Source organism: Variovorax sp. 01N425, assembly GCF_056399465.1.
The window spans coordinates 55476-77647 of sequence record NZ_JBFTRJ010000014.1; the positions used below are offsets into that span (position 1 = coordinate 55476).

General features: G+C 70.0%; 16 protein-coding genes. 1 reads left to right on the forward strand and 15 read right to left on the reverse strand.

What is annotated here, in order from left to right; translation table 11 throughout:
- Positions 1 to 5: 5 nt before the first annotated feature.
- The 15 genes from tssE to phnD form a co-directional block, all read right to left on the reverse strand.
- Positions 6 to 521, reverse strand: a complete 516-nt coding sequence (tssE, locus tag AC1DSC_RS23750; RefSeq protein WP_012745689.1) for a type VI secretion system baseplate subunit TssE — start codon at positions 519 to 521, stop codon at positions 6 to 8.
- Positions 522 to 523: 2 nt separating this feature from the next.
- The gene (locus tag AC1DSC_RS23755; RefSeq protein WP_436035008.1) at positions 524 to 1360 is read right to left on the reverse strand and encodes a type VI secretion system accessory protein TagJ; all 837 of its coding nucleotides are present in this window, start codon (positions 1358 to 1360) and stop codon (positions 524 to 526) included.
- 1 nt (position 1361) lies between these two features.
- Positions 1362 to 1919: a type VI secretion system tube protein Hcp gene (locus AC1DSC_RS23760; RefSeq protein ID WP_012745687.1), complete on the reverse strand. Its 558-nt coding sequence runs from the start codon at positions 1917 to 1919 to the stop codon at positions 1362 to 1364.
- A 34-nt stretch (positions 1920 to 1953) separates the two neighbouring features.
- Positions 1954 to 3900 (reverse strand): caspase family protein, encoded by a 1947-nt coding sequence (locus tag AC1DSC_RS23765; RefSeq protein WP_436287212.1) that lies wholly within the window; start codon positions 3898 to 3900, stop codon positions 1954 to 1956.
- A gap of 170 nt (positions 3901 to 4070) precedes the next feature.
- Entirely contained in the window at positions 4071 to 5219 is a 1149-nt protein-coding gene (locus AC1DSC_RS23770) for a hypothetical protein (RefSeq protein ID WP_436287211.1), read from the reverse strand.
- A gap of 28 nt (positions 5220 to 5247) precedes the next feature.
- The gene (locus AC1DSC_RS23775) at positions 5248 to 5997 is read right to left on the reverse strand and encodes a hypothetical protein (RefSeq protein ID WP_012745684.1); all 750 of its coding nucleotides are present in this window, start codon (positions 5995 to 5997) and stop codon (positions 5248 to 5250) included.
- Positions 5998 to 6102: 105 nt separating this feature from the next.
- Positions 6103 to 7707, reverse strand: coding sequence for a murein transglycosylase A (gene mltA / locus AC1DSC_RS23780; protein WP_436287210.1), 1605 nt, complete (start codon positions 7705 to 7707; stop codon positions 6103 to 6105).
- Between the two features lie 54 nt (positions 7708 to 7761).
- Positions 7762 to 9687, reverse strand: a complete 1926-nt coding sequence (locus tag AC1DSC_RS23785) for a protein kinase domain-containing protein (RefSeq protein ID WP_436287209.1) — start codon at positions 9685 to 9687, stop codon at positions 7762 to 7764.
- Between the two features lie 622 nt (positions 9688 to 10309).
- Positions 10310 to 10933 (reverse strand): type VI secretion system-associated protein TagF, encoded by a 624-nt coding sequence (gene tagF, locus AC1DSC_RS23790; protein ID WP_436035003.1) that lies wholly within the window; start codon positions 10931 to 10933, stop codon positions 10310 to 10312.
- Positions 10930 to 14529: a type VI secretion system membrane subunit TssM gene (gene tssM / locus AC1DSC_RS23795; protein WP_436287208.1), complete on the reverse strand. Its 3600-nt coding sequence runs from the start codon at positions 14527 to 14529 to the stop codon at positions 10930 to 10932. Before tssM ends, tagF begins: the two co-directional genes overlap by 4 nt.
- Positions 14526 to 15854 (reverse strand): DotU family type VI secretion system protein, encoded by a 1329-nt coding sequence (locus AC1DSC_RS23800; RefSeq protein ID WP_436287207.1) that lies wholly within the window; start codon positions 15852 to 15854, stop codon positions 14526 to 14528. Before AC1DSC_RS23800 ends, tssM begins: the two co-directional genes overlap by 4 nt.
- 32 nt (positions 15855 to 15886) lie before the next feature.
- Positions 15887 to 17218 carry a type VI secretion system baseplate subunit TssK gene (gene tssK / locus AC1DSC_RS23805; RefSeq protein WP_369664137.1) on the reverse strand — a complete coding sequence of 444 codons (1332 nt, stop codon included), beginning with the start codon at positions 17216 to 17218 and terminating at the stop codon, positions 15887 to 15889.
- 197 nt (positions 17219 to 17415) lie between these two features.
- Positions 17416 to 17817, reverse strand: a complete 402-nt coding sequence (locus tag AC1DSC_RS23810) for a hypothetical protein (protein ID WP_369664136.1) — start codon at positions 17815 to 17817, stop codon at positions 17416 to 17418.
- A gap of 71 nt (positions 17818 to 17888) precedes the next feature.
- On the reverse strand, positions 17889 to 18947 hold the full coding sequence (locus tag AC1DSC_RS23815; RefSeq protein ID WP_436287206.1) for a phosphate/phosphite/phosphonate ABC transporter substrate-binding protein: 1059 nt from the start codon (positions 18945 to 18947) through the stop codon (positions 17889 to 17891).
- A 14-nt stretch (positions 18948 to 18961) separates the two neighbouring features.
- Positions 18962 to 19945, reverse strand: coding sequence for a phosphate/phosphite/phosphonate ABC transporter substrate-binding protein (gene phnD / locus AC1DSC_RS23820; protein WP_307592889.1), 984 nt, complete (start codon positions 19943 to 19945; stop codon positions 18962 to 18964).
- A 291-nt stretch (positions 19946 to 20236) separates the two neighbouring features.
- Between phnD and AC1DSC_RS23825 the strand changes: the two genes are divergently transcribed.
- Positions 20237 to 22126, forward strand: coding sequence for an ATP-binding response regulator (locus AC1DSC_RS23825; RefSeq protein ID WP_278873640.1), 1890 nt, complete (start codon positions 20237 to 20239; stop codon positions 22124 to 22126).
- Positions 22127 to 22172 lie beyond the last annotated feature (46 nt).

Genomic DNA, 22172 nt, shown 5'->3' on the forward strand with positions numbered 1-22172 from the left:
CGGACTCACCTTGGGTTTTGCGCCATGTCCACGATCTCGATGCGTCCTTCTTCCAGGTCTACACGGCTTCGCATCAGGAACTCGAGCGGCACGGGCTGCGCCCACAGCATGCCGCGGATCTGCAGGCCGATGCTGTTGTGCGAGTCGAGTGCCGAGCCTTCCATGACGAGTTCAACTTCGAGAGTGCGGGACAAAATGCGCGGCTCGAACTGCAGGATTGCGTTCTTCAAAGCCTGTTCCATGCTGACACGCTGCACCGACGAGGTGAACTGGCCAGACAGCATAGGCAATCCGTAGTTGATGACCGAGCGCGCGGCGTTCGGGTATTGCTTGTCGTCCATCGCAAGCCCGAAGCCGGTGGCGTTGAAGAGCCAGCTCAGGTCGCGCAGCACGGCCGAGCGCAGCGCCTGCTTGGTGAGCGTGCGCTTGTCGTCGCTCTCGCGCTTTTCGGTGGGCGCGTCGTCGACCAGGCGGTCGAGCAGCGACGGCTGCAGGCGCTCCTGGGCGGTGAGCTCGGCCACGATCAGCCGCCTGCATCGCCGAGGCCGTCCTGCGCTGCGGCAGAGGCGGTGGGCGTGAAAAGGATCTCGCGCACGTCCATGAGCGCGTACTCGCCCGCGTCGCTGCCGAGCACGCGCTGGCCGCGGCCGGCCCAGACCTCGGGGCGCAGTTCGCGCCACTCGGTCTTGCGCGCGAGCCGCAGCTCGCCGTCCTCGCTGTTCTCGCTGCCCTCGTAGCGCGTGGGAATCAGCGCCAGCGTTTCGCCGCCGTTCTCGAACTGCAGGTGCGCGGGCATCCAGACGCAGTCGCGCAGGTCCTCGGGCGGCTCGATCTTGATGTGCGCAAGCCGCGCGTAGGGAATCCAGTAGTACTTGCCGTTGACGAAGGCTTCGAGCACCGGGCCCAGGCGCATGTCGGCATCGGCCAGCCATTCGAAGGGCACGCCGTCGATGGTGCCGGCGATGGCGGGTGCGCCGTCGAAGGCCCGCTGGCGAAGGTCCTCGGCCAGTTCGCTCTCGCCGCGGCCCTGGCGCAGCAGCGATTCGATCAGCAGCGCCAGCCATTCGTCGGGCTGGCCGAAGATCATCGGCGTGCGCGTGCCGGCGAACACCTCGGCGCGCAGGCCTTCGCAGCGCACGGCGTCGCCATACACCTGCTTCATGGGAACGGCGAGCGCATCGAGCTCGGCCGCCACGGTGAGCTGGTTGAGCGCGCGTTCCCACTGGCCCAGCACGCACAGCAGCTGCGCCATGAAGACGCGGTGCTTGCTGTCGGCGGGCTTGGCGCGGACCTCGTCGCTCAGGGCCTTGAGCGCGGCGACGGGGTCGGCGGACTTGAGGAGTTCGGCGGAGCTGGCCATGTCAGTTCCCCGCGAAGGTGCAGGTGCGGACGGCGCCCCGCGCGCCCGTCTGCTGCTGCGGCGCCGAGCGGATCTCCAGCTTCGTGTAGTCGAAGAAGATCAGGTCGCAGGGCCGCTTGGGCGTGCCGCCGGTGACGATGGCGTGGCAGTTCACGCGCGCGCCTTCGAGCACGAATTCGAGGTGCGACTGCTGGTCCTTGGAACTGTCGCCACCGGCCTTGAAGACCGAGATGGTCACCTTCAGGTCGCTGTCCTGGCTCTTCAGCAGGCTCGCGATGGAGGCCGTGGCCGCATCGCAGTCGCGGATCACGATGAAGGCGTGGTTGCGCAGCTTGCCCTTGGTGGAGCCGGGCGGAACGACGACGTCCGACTTGTACGAGTAGCCGCCGATGTCCATGCGCTGCTTGCCGTCTTCGTAGGTGCGCTTGGACTCTCCCTCGATCGGCGAGCCCTTGCTCTCGATCATCATCGCGAAGTCGTTGCCCGATTCGCCCGACAGGTAGTCGAGCAGGCGCAGGGCCTCGTCGGGGTCCAGTTTTCCATCGTAGGTCCAGCTCATGTCGATCTCCTGAAAAAAATCCGGTGGTCTGTCGTTACCTGGCGGACAAGGCTTCGCCCGCCCAATGCACCATTGCGGCAAAGCTCTGCCGCTCGCTGTCTTGCTGCAGGGCGCCGCGCACCCGCACCTGGGCCACCCCGTCGGCCGTGCCGGCGCCGAACAGGCGCGGCGCGCTGTAGGGCGTTGCCGGCGCGGCCAGCACCAGCAGCCGGCCGCCTTCGGCGTTGAACCAGGGCAATTCGAAGCGCTTGACGGCGGGCGCGTCGCGCGTGCCGCGCTTGAAGCGGTTGGTCTCGCCAGGGTCCCCGGGGTAGACCTGGCGTGCACCGCCCTGCGGGTCGATGCCGACGACGACAAGGTCCACCGAGCGCCCGGTGGCATTGCGCACATTGAGCACGGCGCGCTCGCCGGCACGCAGCGGCAGCAGCCCGGCGCCGGCCTGGCGGGCCGGACCGCTGCGCACCAGGCGGTCGCCGTTCCACACTTCGAACAGTGCGTCGAAGCCCTCGAACTGCGCATCCCTGGCGATGGCGTAGAGCTGGCTGAGCCACTTGAGCCGGGCCAGCATTTCAAGATGCCGGCGGGCCGCTGCGGCATCGGCCGGCACAGGCCTGGCGCCGGCGCCGAGCGCGGGCGAGAGCACGTCGAGCCGGGAGGCGCTCCAGTGCACGTCGGCACCGTCCGCCGCGGCCACGGCGACGACCGAGGCGGGGTAGTCGAGGCTCAACCCGGGCGGCAGGCCCTGCTCCGCACGCACGCGCAGCGCGACCGACGCCGGTTCGCCGAGCGGCGTGATGTTCCAGAGCGCGGCGCCGGACAGCTCGCGCAGCGCGGGCGGCACCGCCATGCGCGCCTTGTCGGTGTAGGCCTGCAGCAGCAGGCCCTCGGCGCTGCGCACCGTGCCGTCTTCCATCGTGGCCAGCACGCGCAGCGGCTGCTGCGCCACCAGCCCGTCGAGCTGGCCGGCCTGCAGGACCAGCGCGTCGCCGGAGCGCTGTGCGCGCCACACCGGCCGCGTCGAAACCGGCTGCGCGCGGTTGGCGAAGATCGGCGCATCGAGGTTGCCCTCGGCCACCGGCGATGGCAGCTCGCGCGTGGGAAAGCGCTGCGCGAGTTCGTCGATCACCGGCGGATAGGCCGCGAGCACGCCATCGAACAGCTCGCGCCAGGTGGCGGGCCGGCGCGAGAGCGCCTCCACCACGGCCCAGGTCAGGAGGCCCTGCGGGCGCGCATTGCGGCTCTTGCGCGGCAGCCGCAGCTCGGGCGTGATCTGGTGGCTCTCGGAGGCGAAGAGCGCGACATAGCGCGCGCGCGGCACCGGCTCGGTCGCGGCGGGCCGCGCCACGGGAGCGCGCGCCGCCGGAGCGGGCGCCCCGAGCAGCTGTCCGATGCGCAGGCCGCGCCAGCGCACCTCGTCGTCGGCCGGCCCATCGGCGATGAGCGGGCTCTCGGCCGTGCCGCTGCGGGTCATCGAGTTTGCCGAGCAGGTGTCGAAGATGGAGGCGACGAACACGTTGCGCGCGAGGAGGGCCTGGATCCAGGCATCGAAATCGGCATCGCGCAGGTCGCCCGTGAGCGCGCTGTCGCTGCCGAGCGTGCCGCGCACATCGCGCGCGAGAAAGTTTTCCGAAAGGCCGTCGGGCTCCTGGTAGAGCTTGCTGCTGTCGCGCAGGCGGGTGCCGTGGCCCGAGAAGTAGAGCAGCACGAAGTCGCCGCTTCTCGATTGCGCGAGCAGCCGGCCGAGTGCATCGTGGATGGCCTGCGATTCGGGCAGCACCGCGCCGCCCACGCCGTCGGCGAGCACGGTGATGTCGGATGGGGCAAAGCCCTGCTTCAGCAAGGCATCGCGCATCAGCATCACGTCGTTGCGCGGCGCCTGCAGCCACAGGGCCTGCGGCTGGTTGACGAGTTCGGAGACGCCGACGAGCAGGGCACGCTGGGTGGCGAAGGAAAAGCTGCTGCAGGCAAGCAGCCACGCCATTAGCAACGTTTGCAGGAAGCGCCGCTGTGTTGCTCCCTCTCCCCTTGGGGAGAGGGCTGGGGTGAGGGCCGGCGGCGATGGCGAGGGCGATGCTTTTGCGAAGGCACCTACCCTCACCCTGCCCCTCTCCCGCAAGCGGGAGAGGGAACAAGACAGCATGCAGGCCGATGTCATGGCCGCCCCGAGACCGGTCCGGCCGACTCGACCAGCGGCGATGCCGCAAGCACCGCGCGGCCGCCGACCGGATCGGCCGCGCGCAGCCGCCAGACGCCGTTCGCATCCGGCCCGCCGACCACCTCGGCCGGCATCGAGCGCAGCAGGCGGCCGGCCTCGTCGATGCGCACGCCGTCCTTCCAGCGCACGACCAGGTTGGCTTGCGTTGCAACGGGCACGGCGGGCACCGCACGAAAGCGCACATCGTCCTGCTCCGCATCCCGGCTGCCGAGCAGGCCGGTGTTCTGCACCACCGCGAACAGCGCCAGCACCGCGAACGCGGGACGCAGCCATCCGCCGGAACCGAACCAGTGCCGGATGCTGCCCCACCAGCCGCCTTCGGGCCGCGGCTGCGGCCGGGCGCGCGGCACGCTCGGCGGCGCCGATGCGCGGCTCGAAGCCGGCTGAAGGGCCGTGCCCAGCTGCGATGCGGCGGAGCGATAGAGCGCCTGGTAGTCGGCACGCGGATCCTGCGCAGCGAGCGGCGTACCGGACAGCACCGAGAACACGCCGCCCACGGTGCGCAGCGCAATGCGCCCGGGCTCGGGCGCGATGGCCAGCGGCGCCTGCGCGGCCCATTCGTCGTGCACCGCGCGGATCGCGGCGAGCCGGGTGGCCGAGACCTCGCCGAGCACGCGCGCGCACAGCTGCGGACTCGGTTCGAGCGTGAGCATGTTCCAGGCCTGCACCAGGCCGAAGGCCGGCTCGAAGGGCTCGTCGCCGGGCTCGAGCAGCACGTCGAACGGCCCGGCCCAGTCGGCCTCGCCCGCGGCCATCCAGCCCTGCCACAGGTTGCCGTGGATGCAGCGGTCGAGCAGTACGCCGAGCAGCCGCCCTTCGTGCACCACGCTCACGAGGCGGCCCGGCGCCCAGCGCGCACTGAAGGCGCGCTGGGCGACAGCCTCGCGGCGCCGGGCCAATTCGGTGAGCGGAAGCACGAGATCGAGCACGGCACGCGGCGGCGCGGCCGCGGTGCCCTGCTGCGCGGCGCCGGGCATCGCGACGGCGGTCTCCTGGCCGGGCGCGCCCGGCCCCGCAGGCGCGGTGCCCGCGGCCTGGAATGCGCTTCGGATCACGCTGAGCGGGGGCCAGAGGTCGGTGTTCATGGCGGTCTGTTCCTGAATGGCTATGTCTTCAGGCATAAGACGCTTCAGCACCGAGGATTTTGAAAACCTGCAGGATCGCCGCCATGTTGCCGGGCTCGATCGCGATGCCCAGGGTCTGCTGGATCCAGCCCCCAAGCCGGGTCTTGGCGTAGTCGGCGGTGAGGCCCTCGCGCTTGTGCACCAGGCCCAGCCGGCCCGCGCGGTAGTGGTAGGAGGCGATGGCATGGCGCGAGGCAATGCCCGAGAGGCCGCCCTCGGCCTCCTTGCCGAAGCCCTCGCACAGCAGGATGCGCTCGGGCTCGGGCAGCTCGGCGATGAAGGCGCGCGCGGCCAGCTGCACCGCGCCGGCGCTCAGGCCGTGTTCCGCGAGGCAGCCTTCGAGGTCTTCACCGGCGCCCAGCGCATCTTCGAGCTGCGCTTCGCTGACCTGCTCGCCGATCGAGAGCTTGCGCCGGAATGCGCTCGCGCGCGTGCAGTCGATCAGGTAGCGGCGGAAGTACGCGCACAGCGCAAAGGCGGTGGAGGGCGCGCTGTGTCCCGCGCGCTCGTCGGCCTCGTCGGGATCGGCATCGAGCCGCAGCACCTTCACGTAGATGAACTGCGCCACCAGCTCCTGCCGGCCTTCGCCCAGCACCTGCAGCTCGGGCGGATTGCAGGCCACGAGCGCATCGCCCACGATGCGGTACATGGTGCCCATGTCGCCCGGGGACAGCGTCTGCCGGCGCTGCCAGAGGCGGACGAGTTCGGTGCTTTCCGCGGACGAAAGGGTTTCTTGCATGGGTCAGCGGCCGCCGCCGGGCCGCCCCAAGGCGGGCCGCGCCTCACCCTCGGGGGGTGGAGTTACAGGAGCGCAGCGAGTGAAAAGCCGGGGGGCAGACATGACTCAGTCGTCCACGCACACGCCTTCGGTCGGCACCAGGCACTGCGGCAGGCCGGCGCCCGCCGGGCCGCCGCGCGTGCGGATGGCCGAGGACACCGCCGCCGTGGCCACGGCCAGGCCGCGCGGCAGCAAGATCCAGAGCTGGCCGCGCTCCTTCATGCGGCGCGCGTTGTTCGCGGCCTGCTGGCCGTTGCCGAAGAAATAGTCGGCCCGCACCGCGCCGCGGATCGCGCCGCCGGTGTCCTGCGCAATGGTCAGCCGCTGCATAGGCGCACCGGTGCCGGGCGCGCGGGTCGACACGAACACCGGGTAGCCCAGCGGCGTGCTGCGCGGGTCCACCGCGATCGAGCGGCCCGCCGACAGCGGCACGCCGAATGCGCCCACCGGCCCGCCCGAAGGCGACGGCGATTCCTTGAAGAACACGTAGCTCGGGTCCTTGATGCCCGAGCCGACCACCGGCCCGGCCGTGCGCCGCCCCGGCACCAGCACCGCGCCGCTGGCCGTGGGCTGCGCAAGCGTGAAGCCGCGCGTGCGGATGGTGCCGGTCGCGGGGCCGCCAACGTCGTCGTCCTCGTCGCCGTCGTCGAGCTGCAGTTCGATCGACGAGCCGCGCACCTTGACCGGGCTGCGCGGCTTGCCGTTGGCCGCCTGCGCCAGCGTGGGGCGGAAAGGCTGGCCGTTCTGCTCGGCATAGGCCACGCGGATGATGTCGCCGTTGGCCAGCTTGATGCGGCCCGAACCCTGGATCTGCATTTCGTAGAGCGCGGTGGCGCTGCTCACGAAGGCCAGCACGCGGGCATTGGGCGCGCCCTTGGTCTCGATCTCTTCGCGCGTGTAGTAGGGCAGCAGTTGCTTGCCCTCGATGCGCAGGCGCACCTTGCGGTCGAGCGTGTCGCGCGTGATGGCCGAAAGGTCCAGCGCATAGAGCCCCGGCGCGCCCATGTCGCGCGTGCTGAGGCCGGTCTGCACCACCACGTTGCGGCCCTCGACCTTTGCCGCCACCGTGCCGCTGCCGGCCGGCAGCTTGCGCGCATCGGCAAACAGCATGTCCTCGGGCTGGCCATAGACCGGGTAGATGAACGGCGCCGCGTACTGCCGGCTGCCCGGGATCTCGGGCTCGAAGTAGCCGGTGACCACGCCATCGGGCTTGCGGTCGTCGTCGCGGATCTGGTAGGCCGAGAACTCCTGCTCGAAGAAGGCGCGGATCGCGCTGTTGTTCTTGCTGTCGACCCGGAGGGCGCGCGCGCACACGTCCTTCCACTCGGCGCCGCGGCCGGTGAGCACCTTGCAGCTGCCGAGGAAGGCGGGCCAGCTTTCGGAGAAGTCGTCGCGCGCCCATCCGGGCACGGCATCGAAGCTGACCGAGGTGTAGGTGGCCAGCTGGGTCGAGAAGGTGCGCGCCTGGCCGGCCGTGCTCGAGCCGGCGGGGCGCGGCGGTGGGGGCGTCGCCGTCGTCGAGCCGGCGGCCGCCGCGCTGGCCGCCGTGTCCGAAGCGCCGGCGCTCGCCGTCGGCGGCGGGTTGGCGCAGCCCGCCGCAAGCATGGCTGCTGCGGTGGCCGCCCAGCGCAGGGCGGAAATGAAAAGAACCGGCGACGGTGTCGTGTTCATGAAAGCCTCCTTGTCCGGAAAGAGCGGCCCAACGGGCCAACGCTCTGCAGACGATTACTTCTCGACGATTTTGAAATTCGCGACGCCGTAGACGTCGTTGCAAGGGGTGTTGGGCGCGCAGACCGGCTTGCCCAGCAAAGGCGACGGACCCGTGCCGCGGCTGGCTTCGAGCGCCGCCAGCACGGGCAGCGGAAATTGCGGAAACACGCCGTCGTTCTGCACGCCCGAACCGCCGAAGTCGCGCTCGTGCTCGCTCACGAGCACCGCGAACTGGTTGGTGCCGGCCGGACCGCCCGCATCCATCGGCCAGGAGGCGCGCGGTAGCGAGAGCGGGCTGCCTGCGGTGATCTTGTTGTACTTGTCGAGCAGGTTCGGGAACAGCAGGAACATCTCGCCGCCGCTGGACAGCAGGAACACGTAGACGAAACCCTCGCGCTTGCTGCGGACCTCGAAGGCGAGCTTGTCCTTGCCGATCGACACCTCGGCCTTCCTGGGCGCGGCCGTCACGTCGAAGCCCGGCGCCGCGCCCGCCGCGAGCGACTGCAGCGATTCGAGCGGCGTGCGGGGCGCCGGAGGTGGCGGCGGTGGTGGCGGAGGTGCCTGGACCACGCGCGGTTCGGGCGGCGGCGGCGGTGCGACTACCGCGACCTGCTTGCCGCCGTTGTTGTCCCCTTCCGCGGCCGCGGTGGTGCGGCCCTGGTACCACCACCAGCCGCCGCCGGCCACGGCGGCCAGCACCGCCACCGAGGCGATCGCGGCCACGGCCTTGCCGCTGTTCTTTTCGCCCGCGCCCGGAGCGGGTGCCGGCGCGGGTGATGCCTTGCCGCGTCCGATCGTCGTCGGCAGGTCGGCGTTGCCGGTGTTGTTCCGCGCGCCCGAGCCGCCGGGCGTGGTGCGCGGCGGCGGCGCGATGCTGTGGCCCACCTCCAGGTCGAGCGCGGCGCGGAACTCGGCCATCGACTGCGGCCGCGATTCGGGCCGCACGCCCAGGCCCGCGTCGATCGCCTGCAAGAGGCGCAGGCTGTAGCGCTGGCGCAGGATGTCGTTGCCCACGAGCGGCACGTAGCTGTCGGACAGGAGCCGCGCCACCGAGGGCGGCGGCGCGCGCCCGCACACGGCCACATGCATCACCGCCGCGAGCGCGTAGACGTCGGTCCACGCGCCCTGCGACATGTCGGGCATTTCGGCGTACTGCTCGATGGGCGCGTAGCCGGGCTTGAGGATGACGGTGATCGCCTGCGTCTTGTCGGTGATCACGCGGCGCGCAGCGCCGAAGTCGAGCACCACCGGCCGGCCGGAGCCTTCGAGCAGGATGATGTTGTCGGGCGCGATGTCACGGTGGTAGCAGTTGGCGCCGTGCATCACCGCCAGCGCCTGCGTCACGCCGTCCATGATGCGGATCAGCCAGGCCTCGTCCACGCCCGCGGGAATGGAGACCAACGCCTGGCGCAGCGTGTCGCCGCGGTAGAACGGCATCACCATGTAGGTGGTGCCGCGCTCCTGCCAGAAGCGGTAGACCTTCAGCAGCGAGGGATGGTCGAACTGCGCGAGCAGGCGGGCTTCGTTGATGAAGCTGCGCATGCCGAGGTCGAAGGTTTCGCGGTGGCGCTCGGACAGCGGGACCACCGTGCCGTCGTGCTGCCTTGTGGACAGCGATGTGGGCAGGTATTCCTTGATGGCGACGACGCGTTCCAGCGTGTGGTCCCAGGCTTCGTAGACGACGCCGAAGCCGCCCTGGCCGACGACCCGCGTGATCTCGAATTCGGCGAGGCGGCTGCCTACGGGGAGGAGGCCGGCTTCGCTGGTTTCTGCTGCAGCGGCGACTGCTGCTGGTGGCGCGTTGGAGAGGCTTGTGGAGCCGGATGTGATGACGGTGGCGGAGGTGTCGGTTTCGCTGTCTGCGGGTTGCTGCGCGGGCCTGGACATGACGCGGGTGCGGTCGTCTTCTGGGGGCATGCTGGGGTTTGGAGCTTCGGTCATTGACGGGCTCCTTTGTTTGTTCTTGTTTGTGTTCCGAGGCCGGGTCTCGCCCCGGCGGGCGACCTACTTTTCTTTGCTTCGCCAAAGAAACGTAGGCAAAAGAAAGGCGACCCTACTGTCTGCGTCCCTCCGCTTCGCTGCGGGCAACGTGCGGTGCTCGACTCCGGCGGGGGTCCGCAGAACTCGCTTCGCTCAAACAGCTGCGGCCCTGATCCCGCCTCCATCTGCGCTCCTCGGCGCAGCCAGAAGGGGTGGGGAGAAGACAGGCCTTCGCTTCGCTCGGCCGAGTCCGATCCAAACAGCCAATACCAACCACCGCAGGCGCTGCGCGCCTGCGGTGGCTTGGTGGCCGAGCGAAGCAAAGGCCCGTTCGGTATCCAAGCCCCTCTGTATGCGCCGAGGAGCGCAGGGTTTCGCGGATCAGGGCTCGCAGCTGTTTGAGCGAAGCGAGTTCTGCGAGACCCCGCGAAACCCGAGCACCGCAGGTTGCCCGTAGCGAAGCGAAGGGTCGCAGACAGTGGGGTCGCCTTTTCTTTGGCTACTTTCTTTTGGCGAAGCAAAAGAAAGTAGCTCGCCCGCCGGGGCGAGACCCGGCCTCCGGCAACAAAAGGAAGCAGGAACTTCATTCCCCACCCCCCAAAAACAAGGCTTCAAACCGACCATCCAAAGGCAACCCCGCAACAAGCATCCGAGCCCCGTCACCAGCCCCCGGATCACCAAGCCACAAAGACTCCCCCACCCCCGGCAAGGCAAGCGACTCCACTGCCATCTCGCGCACCTCGAGATCACCGGCAGCAGCAAACACCCTCTCCAGTACCGCATCAAACCGCAGCGCATCCAGATCCCCTTCAAGCCCTTCGAGCGCAGCCCGCGTCCCCCGCGCCCACCACCCCAGCGCCTGTTGCAGCGCCTCGCCCTGCAGCGCCCCGCCCGCAGAAGCATCGAGCCCCACCGCCAGCGTGAACGGAAAGTACCTCCCTACCCCATCGACCGACGGCATCAGCACGCCGATCCATGCGCCTTCGCCAACCACCTGCGGCCCGAGCGCAAAGCACCACACCGGCGCTTCGAGGTAGTGCGAAGTCCAGTCCGCATGCCGGTCGCGCAGCCGCGCCAATCCGCGCTGCAGCCACGGGTCCCACACCGAGCGAAATGACTCCGGCAGGCGCCGGTGCGCGAAGTCGCCCATGCCCGGCAGCTTGCCGAACCATCCGGGCAATGCAGAAAAAACAGCGGCTTCGCTCACAGCCCCTCCGGACAGGAGAACTCGCGCAGCTCCTTCAAGCGGATCGGATGCTGCACGCTGTTCGTCGTCACCTCGAAGCGCGTCTTGCGCGCGCCGATCTGGAAGGTGATGAAAAATTTCTCGGGCGCATCGCCCGCTTCGAGCTGGCCGTCGTCGAGCGCGCGGAACAGCGCCCATGGCCCATCGACCGCCGCGCCCGAACTGCCGGTGGCCGAAGGCGGGCTCACCTGGATGCGCACCTGGTTGCTGCCCTTCGGGCCGGGCCACTGCACGGCCATGGGCACCACCGGCCCGTGCGCGTACTTCACGAGCTGGCCGTCCACGTCGAGGATGAATTGCGTGATGCCCGCATCCATTTCCACCGGCTTGAAGTCCAGCCGCATCGACGGGCCCCGGCCGCCGCCGCGGAAGAAGATGTCCTTGATGCGCGCGGCCCGCTCGAACTGCGCCAGCGCCTGCGTGGTGACGGCGCCGCGTTCGGCCACGGGCTTGTAGCGCCAGGGCTTGGTGCTGGTGTCGACCAGCGCGGCCAGCCGCTTCTGGAAGAACTCGTCCATCAGGCCGCCGGCGCCGAACATCTGGCCGAAGTCCTCGGGCAGCACGTCGCGCTTGCTGCTGCCCACAAACGGGTAGCGGCCCGCGATGGCGCGGTTGCAGAAATCGGTCACGGGACGCAGGTCCTGGCTCAGGTTGCCGCGCTCGGCCACCTGGGCCTGCGCCGCGCCCGACTGGCTCAGGTTCTCCACCATGGTGCGCACTGGCTCGGGCAGGCGGCCCGCGTCGGACTTGAGCTTGCCGGCCACGTCGCCGGGCGGCGGCGAGGTGCGGCCCTTCACGGCGGTGTCGACGGCCGTGAGGTACACGTAGACCTCGTTGAAGAGCTTGAGCGCATCGTCGATGGGCGCGGGCTGGTTCGGGCCGGCCGCGGTGACCAGGCGGCGCAGCGGCTCGAAGCGGTCGTCCACGATGCTCTCGATGCGCTTGCCGCTGGCCACGGCCTTGTTGGGGTCGCCGCCGAACAGGTCTTCCAGGCCCTTGCGCGTGCTCGCGACGGTGGCGGTCGCCTTGCTCACCACGTCCTTGGGCTGGTCGGCCGGGATGAGCGTGGTCTCCTTCACCACCGCGCGCAAAAAGTTCGCAAGCGGCGAGCCCACGCCCGAGAGAATGCGCGCGGCCTCGATGTTCTTCTCGAGCCCGCTGGCGCGGATCAGCCGCACGTCGGCCAGGAGCGCCTCCCAGACCTTGACGTACTCCGCAAGATAGAGGCGGCGCACGCGGTCGGTCAGCGCGCCGAGCGCCGCCACGTCGCGCATGCGGTCGGCGGCGCTGCGGTCTTGCCCGAGCACCCACGGGTCTTCCTGCGCGAGCAGGCCGGTGAGCACCGTCACTTCATTCTGGAAGCGCTTGTGGTAGCCGTCGTAGGTGAACATGCCCGGCACGCCTTCGGTCAGCGGCTTGCCGCTGATGCGCTCGAACACCAGCGGCGCCGAGGGGCCGGCCGCGGTGGCAATGCTGAAGGCCGGAATGTCCTTGGTGGCGCGCTGGCGCTTCAGGCGGCTGAACACGCGCTGCTCCAGCGGATAGCTCGCGAGCACGGCTCGCACGCTGCGCACCAGGTTCTCGTCCATCTTGAGCGGCGAGCGCGGCGGGCCCTGGGCAATGAGCACGTCGAGCTGGTCTTCGAGCGCCTGGCGCTGGTCCTCGGGAATGCCGCGGTCCAGGCTGCGCGCCCAGTCGAGCGTGATCCAGGCCTTGAGCGCCTCGGCATCGAAATGCTCGGGCTGGTAGAGCATGAGGTAGCTCTTGAGCGCCTCGTAGGTGTATTCGAGGTTGTCCTTCTGCGCGGTGCGCAGCTGGTCCTCGATGCGCTTGGCGATCTGCGGCAGGAAGGCGTCGTTGAGCGCGCGCTGGTGCGTGAGCCTGGCGGCAGCGTCGAGCTTGTCGCCCTGGTAGAGGCCGAGCGTCATCGACAGCGGCTCGTCGCCCTGGCGGTTGTCGGGTGTCTTCCAGATGTTGCGCAGGCCCTGCAGCACCGGCGCCACCTCGACCAGGTTCTGCACCCGCGAAGGCAGGGCCGCCAAGGTCTGGCGCGCGGGGTCGACGCGCGCCTCGACCGACTTCAGGTAGTTGAGGTTCTGCAGCGTGCTGTAGCCCCAGCCCGCGAGCAGCGCGAGCGTGACCAGCGTCATGGCCGCCACGCCCGCCATGCGCAGCGCATGGCGCCGGCGCTCCAGCTTCACGTTGGCGCCGGCCAGGCGCTGCTCGGGGAACACCACCTCGCGCAGCAGCGCAGTGAGAAAGTAGCTGCGGCCGCTGGACTTCTGCGGCGCGAGCATCGCGCGCTCGATGCCAAAGCTGCGCGAAAGGCTGCCCATCACGCGGTCGATCGGGCTGCCTTCCTGCGTGCCGCTGGTGAAGTACACGCCGCGCACCCACGGCGGCTGCGCGAAGCGCGAGCCGGTGAACACCTGGTCGAGCAGGTCCGACAGCATCGAGCCGATGGAGCCGAACTGCGCCGGAAAACCGAAGATCGCCGCGCGCCGCGTGCCGTCGGTCTCGCGCTGCATGCGTGCGATGAGCCCGTCGTTGACGCGGTTGTGCAGCAGCGCGAATTCGCGGTGAAAGGCCGTGGACAGGCCCTTCTCGTCAGCCTGCACGTTCTCGTCGGCCGCCAGCGTGAAGCCGAAGACCTGCGCGCGCTGCTCCTTGCCGAGGTCGTCGAAGTAGTCGGTGAAGCCATAGAGCAGGTCGCTCTTGGTGACGAGCACATACACCGGCAGCCGCGTGGTGAGCTTCGCATCGAGCTCGAGCAGCCGCGCGCGAATGGACGCGGCCAGCTGCGTGCGCTGCTCGGGGCCCTGGCTCAGCAGGTCGGCCACGCTCACCGTGAGGAACACGCCGTTGAGCGGCCGGCGCGGGCGCGCCTTCTTGAGCAGGCCGAGGAAGCCTTCCCATGCGCTCTTGTCTTCCGACTGGTGGCTGTCCTGCGTGGTGTAGCGGCCGGCGGTGTCGATGAGCACGGCCTCGTCGGTGAACCACCAGTCGCAGTTGCGCGTGCCGCCCACGCCGCGGATCGCACCGGGGCCGAACTTCTCGGCCAGCGGGAACGAGAGGCCCGAGTTGACCAGCGCCGTGGTCTTGCCCGCGCCAGGCGCGCCGATGAACACGTACCAAGGCAGGTCGTACAGGTAGCTGCCGCCGGAAATGGAGAGCCAGTCGCGCCAGCCGGGCTTCTTGCCTGCGGCATGCAGGCGCATCTGCTTGAGCGTGGCCACGGCTTCGCTGAAGCGCGTGTCCAGGATCTTCTGCTCGCCGTTGACCGGCGCATCGGCCTTGGCGGCGGGCGCCTTCATGAGGCCGTCGGTCAGGTGCTGGCTCGCACGGCGCGCGCGCCAGCGGCGGTAGATCGCGCGCAGCACCACGACGAGCACGATGGCGCCGATCAGCAGCGCGCGTGCGAGCTCGCTTTCGAGCGGCACCCACGCGCCGATCTTCACCAGCGGGCCGATCCACCAGATCAGGAGCGCGACGATGACCAGCGCCAGCAGCGTCAGCAGCAGCGGGCTGAACAGGAAGCCGAAGATTTTCTTGATCATTTCGTCACTCCCGCCGCGGCAGCCACGCGGTCCGGCTCGGACAAGAGCACGATGTCCACGCGCCGGTTGCGCGCGCGGTTGGCCGGCGTGTCGTTGGCGGCCACCGGCTCGGCGTCGGCCTTGCCGTCGGAACGCATGCGCGCCGGCTCGACCAGCGTGCTGAGCGCGCCCTTCACCGCATCGGCGCGCGCGGCCGACAGGTGCCAGTTGGAGGGATAGCGCAGCGAGCGGATCGGCTGGTTGTCGGAGTGGCCGGTGATCAGCACCTCGCCCTTCACCTCGGCCAGCGCCTGGCCGATGCGGCGCAGCACCGGCAGCGAGGCGGCCATGGGCTCGGCGCTGCCGGAGCCGAAGAAGGAATCGCCGCGCAGCCGCACCACGCTGCGGTCGGCCTCGTCGGTCACGGTGACCAGGCCCTGCTTGATCTCGGGCTCGAGAAAGCGCGCGAGCCGCGGCGACTTGGCCGGCGCGGCAGGCGGCGCAATCTGGAGGTTGGGCACGCGCAGGCCCGACACCGCGGCATAGGTGGTGTCGGAGCGGTAGTTGAGCGTGAGCCTGAGGCCAAACCAGGCCAGCGCGAGCAGCAGCGCGAAGCCGGCCGCGAACACCCACAGCGGCAGCGATTCGCGCAGCCGCACCGTGCCCGCGCCCTGCCCGCGCCAATGCGGCGAAAGCTCGGCTTCGAGCGGCGGACGGTCCTTGGCGATCAGGTCGGCCAGGCGCTGGCGCACCGAATCGAGCTGCGCGCGGCCGTTGTCGACCACGCGGTAGCGGCCTTCGAAGCCGAGCGCGAGCACGCTGTAGATCAGCTCCAGCAGCTGGCGGTGCGTGGGCACGTCCTGCGCGAGCTTGGCGAGCAGCTGGAACACCTTCTCGCCGCCCCAGGTCTCGTTGTGGAACTGCACCAGCAGGCTCTGCTTGTTCCAGCCGGCCTGCACGCCCCAGGGCGTGTTGGCCACGGCTTCATCCAGCGCGGTGCACAGCACGTAGCGTGCGGCCAATACCGATTCGTTGCTGGCGCCGGCGCGGCGCGCGGCGGCGTCGAACTGGTTCACCGCGTCGGCGGTGGAGGCGCGCAGGGCCGGCACATTGGGCGGCTGCACCAGGTTGCGCAGCTTGCCGATCAGCACCAGCAGCTTGCCCGCGGCCGAGACCAGCGGATTGAGCAGGCCGATCTCGCCGACGTCGACGGCCGGCGTCGGATCAGCGCCGCCGAAGAACGGTGCGGGAGCCGGCGCGGGCGGCGTGCCGGCCGGCGTGCGCGGCTTGGGCTTGATGACCGTGCGCTCCGACTCGAAGGCGGCGAAGGGATCGGGTGTTGTCATGATGGTGTTCCGTTTCCGTCAGCCCGATGCGGCTAGGAACGAATGGCCCAGAAAGCCAGATCCAACCCTGGGAAGTCGCCCGCGATGTGCATCGCGATGCCGCCCGATTGCTCCAGCTGGCGCCACAGGTCGCTGTTGCGCGTTTCGAGCTCGAAGTAGTTGGCGCCGGTGTGGAAGGGAATCTGCCTTGGCGCCACGGGCATCGGCGTGAGTGTGACGCCCGGCAGCGCCAGGTTGACGAGGTCGCGGATGCGCTCGACCGGGCCGATCTTGACCTGCGTGGGAAAGCGCGCGCGCAGCGCCTCGCTCGGCATGTTGGCATTCACCGCGAGCACGAAGGTCGCCTTGCGCTGCAGCTCCACGTCGGTCACCACCGCCACGCGCACGCCGTGCTTGCGGTCGTGCAGGTCGATGCGGATGGCCGACTGCTCCAGCACCATCGAGAGGCTGCGCCGCAGGTCGTCCATCAGCGGGCGGAAGCTCAGCGCCAGGTCGTCGTGGACGTAGGGGCCGAAGCGCGTGACGCGGCGCGAATCGCGAAAGCTCGCCAGGTCGCCGGCCAGCCCGAGCGCATGCTCGAAGAAGTGCCGCGGATGCAGCATGGCGCTTTGGGCCAGGTGCGCGAAGACCGCCTCGTTGCGGTTGACGGCCTGCAGCAGCATGAAGTCGGCGATCTCGGCCACGCCGCCGGTGCCGCCCTGCGTCATGCGGCCGGCCAGCGCCTCGCCGCGCTGGCGCAAGAGGCCCAGCAGCTCGTCGAGCCAGGAACGGATCACGGCATGGCCCGCCACGTCCAAGAGCGGCGGCAGCATCGCGCGGTCGAGCTGCACCTGGTTGTCGACGCGGCGCTCCAGCACGCGCGCCACGCCCAGCGTGGTCCAGGCGTCGGTGGCTTCGCTGGCGCGCATCAGGCGCGTGTGGAGCTGGCCCAGCTGCAGCACGGCGGTGCGCTCGCCCGCGGTGTTGGAGTCGGGCACCTCGGACTCGAGCACGCGGTGGCGCACCAGCTCTTCATAGTCTTCGGCATCGGCCTCGCGGGCGCCGGCGCGGCGCAGCGGCAGCGCCAGCACCACGGCCTCGTCGCGCATGGCGGGCGGAATGTCGATGGGCTCGGGCAGCGGATCGACCGCAGGCATGTCGAACACCGTGCCGTCGCCGAACAGGCCCACCGCGCGCACCAGCGCGAGCTTGCCCAGCGTGAGCGCGGCCTGGTCGATCTCGATCTCCGCGAATCCCCAGGCATAAGGCGTGGTGGAACGCAGCAGCACATGCCTCGCATGGTCGGCATGACGCTCGCTTTGCTGCAGGTGCTGGGGCTGCAGCAGCATCCCCTCGCTCCAGACCACTTTTGTTCGCCAACTCATCCGCACTCCGTCAACGGCAAGGGCTGCCTGAAAGAAACACGAAGTTTCCGGCGCGCGCCGCGGCGGGCAAATCCGCCTAACGGCCTAGATGCGGGGTTTTGGAGCTACGGCGAAGGGAGTAGATGCCTCGATGGCGGTGGCGCAAATGTCCCGCCAGATGTCCACCGGCAAACGGAACGGGCAGCCCTGGGCGGGCGCTACAGGCCGTAGATTGCGACGATGGCCCAGAAGGTCAGCCAAAGGGCTCCTGCGCCCAGCGCAAGCATCGCGGCGACGAACGCCACGAAGTACCCGATGCGGCGCGAAAGTTCGGGCGCGGCCGGAACGCATCTCGCGTAGATCAAGGCGGCCCAAAGCAAAAGCGCAATCGCTCCGGCCGCCACGGCGCTCCCCGACATCGCCAGGATCCGATGCTGCTCCAGGAAGCGCAGGCCGACGCTGAGCAAAGGCATCGCCAAGGTCCAGGCCAGCATGTTCAGCGGCAGCCACCACCACCGCGTTTTCATCGGATCGCCTCGTTGGCGACGAGCTGGCGTGGATGTAGAGCAATGCGCAAGATGATGCTGCGCACGCGCAGCCGAATTCATGTTCGACGGCATTTGTTCTCTCCCTTGACTGACGCGTTGCCCTGGTGGGCCCGATCCATGATATCGATGCCAGCTGCAGATGCTCAGCGCGCGCCAGAACTGGGGGCCGCGCTCAGGGCCTCGACCTGTTCCCGGTAGTTCTTCTCGATGCGCTGCAGGCGCTTCTCGCGCGCGGCGTCGTTGACCCAGGCGGCGGCCATGGCGCTTTGCTTGCCGAGCTGGTATTCGAGCATGGCCTCGGCCAGCAGCGCGCTGTCGTCGGCGGGGGCATAGCCGTAGGCCGCGCGCAACGTCTTCAGCACCTCGCGCTCGGCATCGGCGCCGGGGCCCTTGCCCTGGCCGTAGCCCACCAGGAAGGCCTGCAGCCGGGCCTGGAACTCGGGCGGATAGCTGCGCCGCACCACCATCTGCGCACCGGGCGGCGGCTCGGACTCCCACACGATATGCAGCCGCGCGGCCTCCACCGGGAACTGTTCCCTGAAGCGCTCGAAGTCGGTGGTGTTGTTGGTGGCCACGTCGGCATCGCCGTTGGCCACGGCCAGCGCGGTGGCCTGGTGGGTGCCGACGATCTCTCCGCGAAAGCGCGTTTCCATCGCGATCCCGCGCGGCAGGAACAACTGGCTCTGCGGAATGAGGAAGCCGGTCACGGAGCGGCTGTCGCCGCGCGCCAGCCGCCAGCGCTCGGGCTCGGCGAGCACGGCCTCCAGCGTGCTGGGCAGGCCGGCCTTGCGCGTCAGCAGCACGGCGCGGTGGGTCGGCATGCCGGGCCGGCGCGCGATCTGCGCCACCACCTTCATGCGCCGCTGCATCACGGCGTCGAGCGCCATCTTGGCCGAGAGAAAGGCCATGTCGATCTCGTCGCGCTTGATGGCGCGGTCGAGTTCCTCGTACGACGCCACCGAGTAGGCGCTCACGGGCACGCCCATGGCCTGGCTCAGGCCGGCCAGGAGCGGCGTCCACAGGGCGCGCGATTCGACCGCGCCGCCCAGCGGCAGCACGCCGAAGCGGATCGACTTGACCGGCGCAGAAGCTGCCTTGTCCGCCGTGCCGGCACCGCCCTGCGCCAGGCAGGCCGCGGCAACGGCCAAGAGCGCGAGCGCCGCGGCAACCGAACGCAGGAGACGCAGCATGGACATGGACATGGGCAGGGCCCGCGTCAGGGAGACAGGTCGCGCAGCACGGCGGTCTGTTCCGCGTACCCGCTTTCGATGCGCGAGAGCCGCGCCTGCCGCGCCGCATCGTTGACCCACTGCGCACCCATGGCGTTCTGCCTGGCCAGCTGGTAGGCCAGCTTGGCGGCAGGCTGCAGCGAGCTGTTGTCCGCCGCCACGAAGCCGGCCAGGTCATGCAGCGACTTGAGCACCACGCGCTCCGCATCGCCCTTGGGCCCCTTCGCGCGGCCGTAGCCGACCAGGAAGGCCTGCACGCGGCTGCGCAGCTCGGGCGGATATTCGCGCCGCACCACGATCTGCGCGTGCGGAATGAGTTCCGACTCCCACAGCACCTGCAGCCGCTCGGCCTCGGCCGGAAAGCGCTGCCTGAAGCGCTCGAAGTCGGCGGTGTTGTTGGTGGCCACGTCGGCTTCGTTGTTGGCCACGGCCAGCGCGGTGGTCTGGTGGGTGCCGACGATCTCGCTCAGGAAGCGCGTCTCCATCGCGATGTGGTTGGGCAGGAACAGCTGCAGCTGCGGCACGATGAAGCCCGACACCGACTGCCGCTCGCCGCGCGCGAGGCGCCAGCGCTCCGGCTCCGCGAGCAGGCTCTTCATGCTGTTGAACGGCGGCGCCTTGCGCGCCAGCAGCAGCGCCCGGTAGCCGGGCAGCCCGTCGTGCCGCACCACCTGGGCCACCACCTTCATGCGCCGCTGCGTGACGGCGTCCAGCGCCATCTTGCCGGACAGGAAGGCCATGTCGACCTCGTCGCGCCGGATCGCCTGGTCGAGCGCTTCGTACGAGTTGACCGACAGCACGCTCACGGGCCTGGCGATGGCGCGGCTCAATTCGGCCAGCAGCGGGTCCCAGTCGCTGCGCGACTCGAAGGCGCCGCCCAGCGGCAGGATGCCGAAGCGAACCGGCGCATCGGGCTGCAGCGCAGGCTGCGCAAGGGCGATTTGTGGCAGGCCGGCAAGCAATGCGAGCATGGCGGCCGCTGCGCCGCGGCGCGCCACGCCCACCATGGCGGCGGCGCGCCCGAACCTCGGGCAGCGAGAGGCGCGAAGGGCGTCGGAAGCGCCGGAAGCCTTCCGGGCGCGGCATGGGGAGGCCTGCATTTTTGGAACACGAAGACATGGGGCCGCTGCGGACCAGCGGGTCTAACATGGGCAACGCGACGCAATTAGATACCAAATACAAGTTAATTTCGTGATGTTTTTCCCATCTTTCGCTCGCATGGCCGCCCCTCTAAGCTCGACATTCATGCGCCAAATTCCCCCATGAACTGGAACTTCCGCGTCCTCCGGGGGCTTGCGCGCCTCACCTTCGCGCAGCAGCTGATCCTGCTGGCGCTGGTTCCGGCCACCGCGGCCACGCTGGCGGCCATTGCCGTCCTGACGCGCCAGCACCTGGACAACCTGACCGCGCTGATGCGCGCCAATGCGCAGACGGTGGCCATGCAGGTGGCCACCGCGGCGCAGACGCCGCTGCTGCGCATGGACCGCCGCATGCTGCAGCGCACCGCCCAGTCGGGCACCTACCAGCCGCACGTGCAGCAGGTGCAGATCTGGTCGGAGGACGGCGAGATCGTGGCCAACTCCGAGACCGTCGACCGCGCGCGCGGCGATGGCCTGCAGGTGGTGGTGCCGATCGTCAGCGACGAGGGCCGCCAGAGCGGCAAGGTGATGGTGGAGATGAGCCTGGACGCGGTGCAGGACGCGCGCCGCTCGGTGTGGCTCAACGTGGTGCTGGTGCTGGCGATCAGCCTGGTGGGCGTGGGCCTGGCGGGCTGGTGGGCGGCGCGGCGCATCAGCGAGCCGATCCGCGCGCTCGGCAGGGCCGTGGACCGGCTGGGCGCGGGCGAGGCCGCGAGCGTGGCCATCGAAGGCACCTCCGAGATCCGGCACCTGCAGCACGGCTTCAACCAGGCGGCGCGCGCGCTGGCCGAAAGCCACCGCCTGCTGCAAAGCCGCATCAGCGAGGCCACCGCCGAACTCGCGCGCAAGAACCAGCAACTCGAAGTGGCAAGCCAGGCCAAGACGCGCCTGCTGGCCGCGGCCAGCCACGACCTGCGCCAGCCGCTGCATGCGCTCACGCTCTTTTCCGACGGGCTGGCCAACGGCGAGACCGATCCGCTGCGCCTGCAGCGCATCGGCCACATCCGCGAGTGCGTCGATTCGCTCGACCGGCTGTTCTCCGAGCTGCTCAATCTCTCGCAGCTCGACGCCGGCGTGCTGCAGCCGCAGTGGGCCGACTTTCCGCTGGACCGGCTGTTCGACGAGATCAGCCGCAACTTCCGCCCGGTGGCCGAGCAGCAGGGCCTGCGGCTGGTGGCGCGCAAGACCGAGCTGTGGGTGCGCTGCGACTACGTGATGCTCTCGCGCATCCTCAACAACCTGGTGTCCAACTCGCTGCGCCACACGCTCGAAGGCGGCGTGCTGATCGGCGCGCGGCGGCGCGGCAAGGGGGTTCGCATCGACGTGGTCGACACCGGCGTGGGCATCGCGCCGCAGCACCAGGCGCGCGTGTTCGAGGAGTTCTACCAGGTGGAGACCACGGGCCGCCAGGCACCGCGCGGCGCGCGCGGCATGGGCCTCGGGCTGGCCACGGTGCAGCGGCTGGCGGAGCTGCTCAACACGCGCGTCGACCTCACGTCCAGGCCGCACAAGGGCACCTGCGTGCGCGTGCTGGTGCGCTCGGCGCCGGCCGCGCTGCCGCCGCCGGCCGCCGCACCCGCCGCCGGCGGCGCCGAGGAAGAAGCGAGCCTGGAAAACCTGCGCATCCTGGTGATCGACGACGAGCGCACCATCCTCGAAGGCCTGACGGTGGTGCTCACCCACTGGGGCGCCGAAGTGCTGGCCGCGCAGACGCGCGCCGAAGCGCTGGCGCTGGCCGACACCTGGGCGCAGCCGCCCGACGTGGTGGTGAGCGACCTGCTGCTGCAGGGCGGCGACAACGGCCTGGACGTGATCGCCGCGCTGGAGCGCCATCCGCGCGGCATCGGCCCGGGCACGGCGCGGCTGCTGGTCACGGGCGAGACCAAGCCCGACCGCTTGCGCGAAGTGGCGAGCGCCGGCATCGCGGTGCTCTACAAGCCGGTGTCGCCGCGCGTGCTGCGCCAGGCGATCCAGGCGCAGCGCGCGGCGGCGCTGTCCAACGCCGACACCTGACCAGGGTAGTGCGTCGGACATAGGCCAAGCGGCTGCCGGCGCTGTG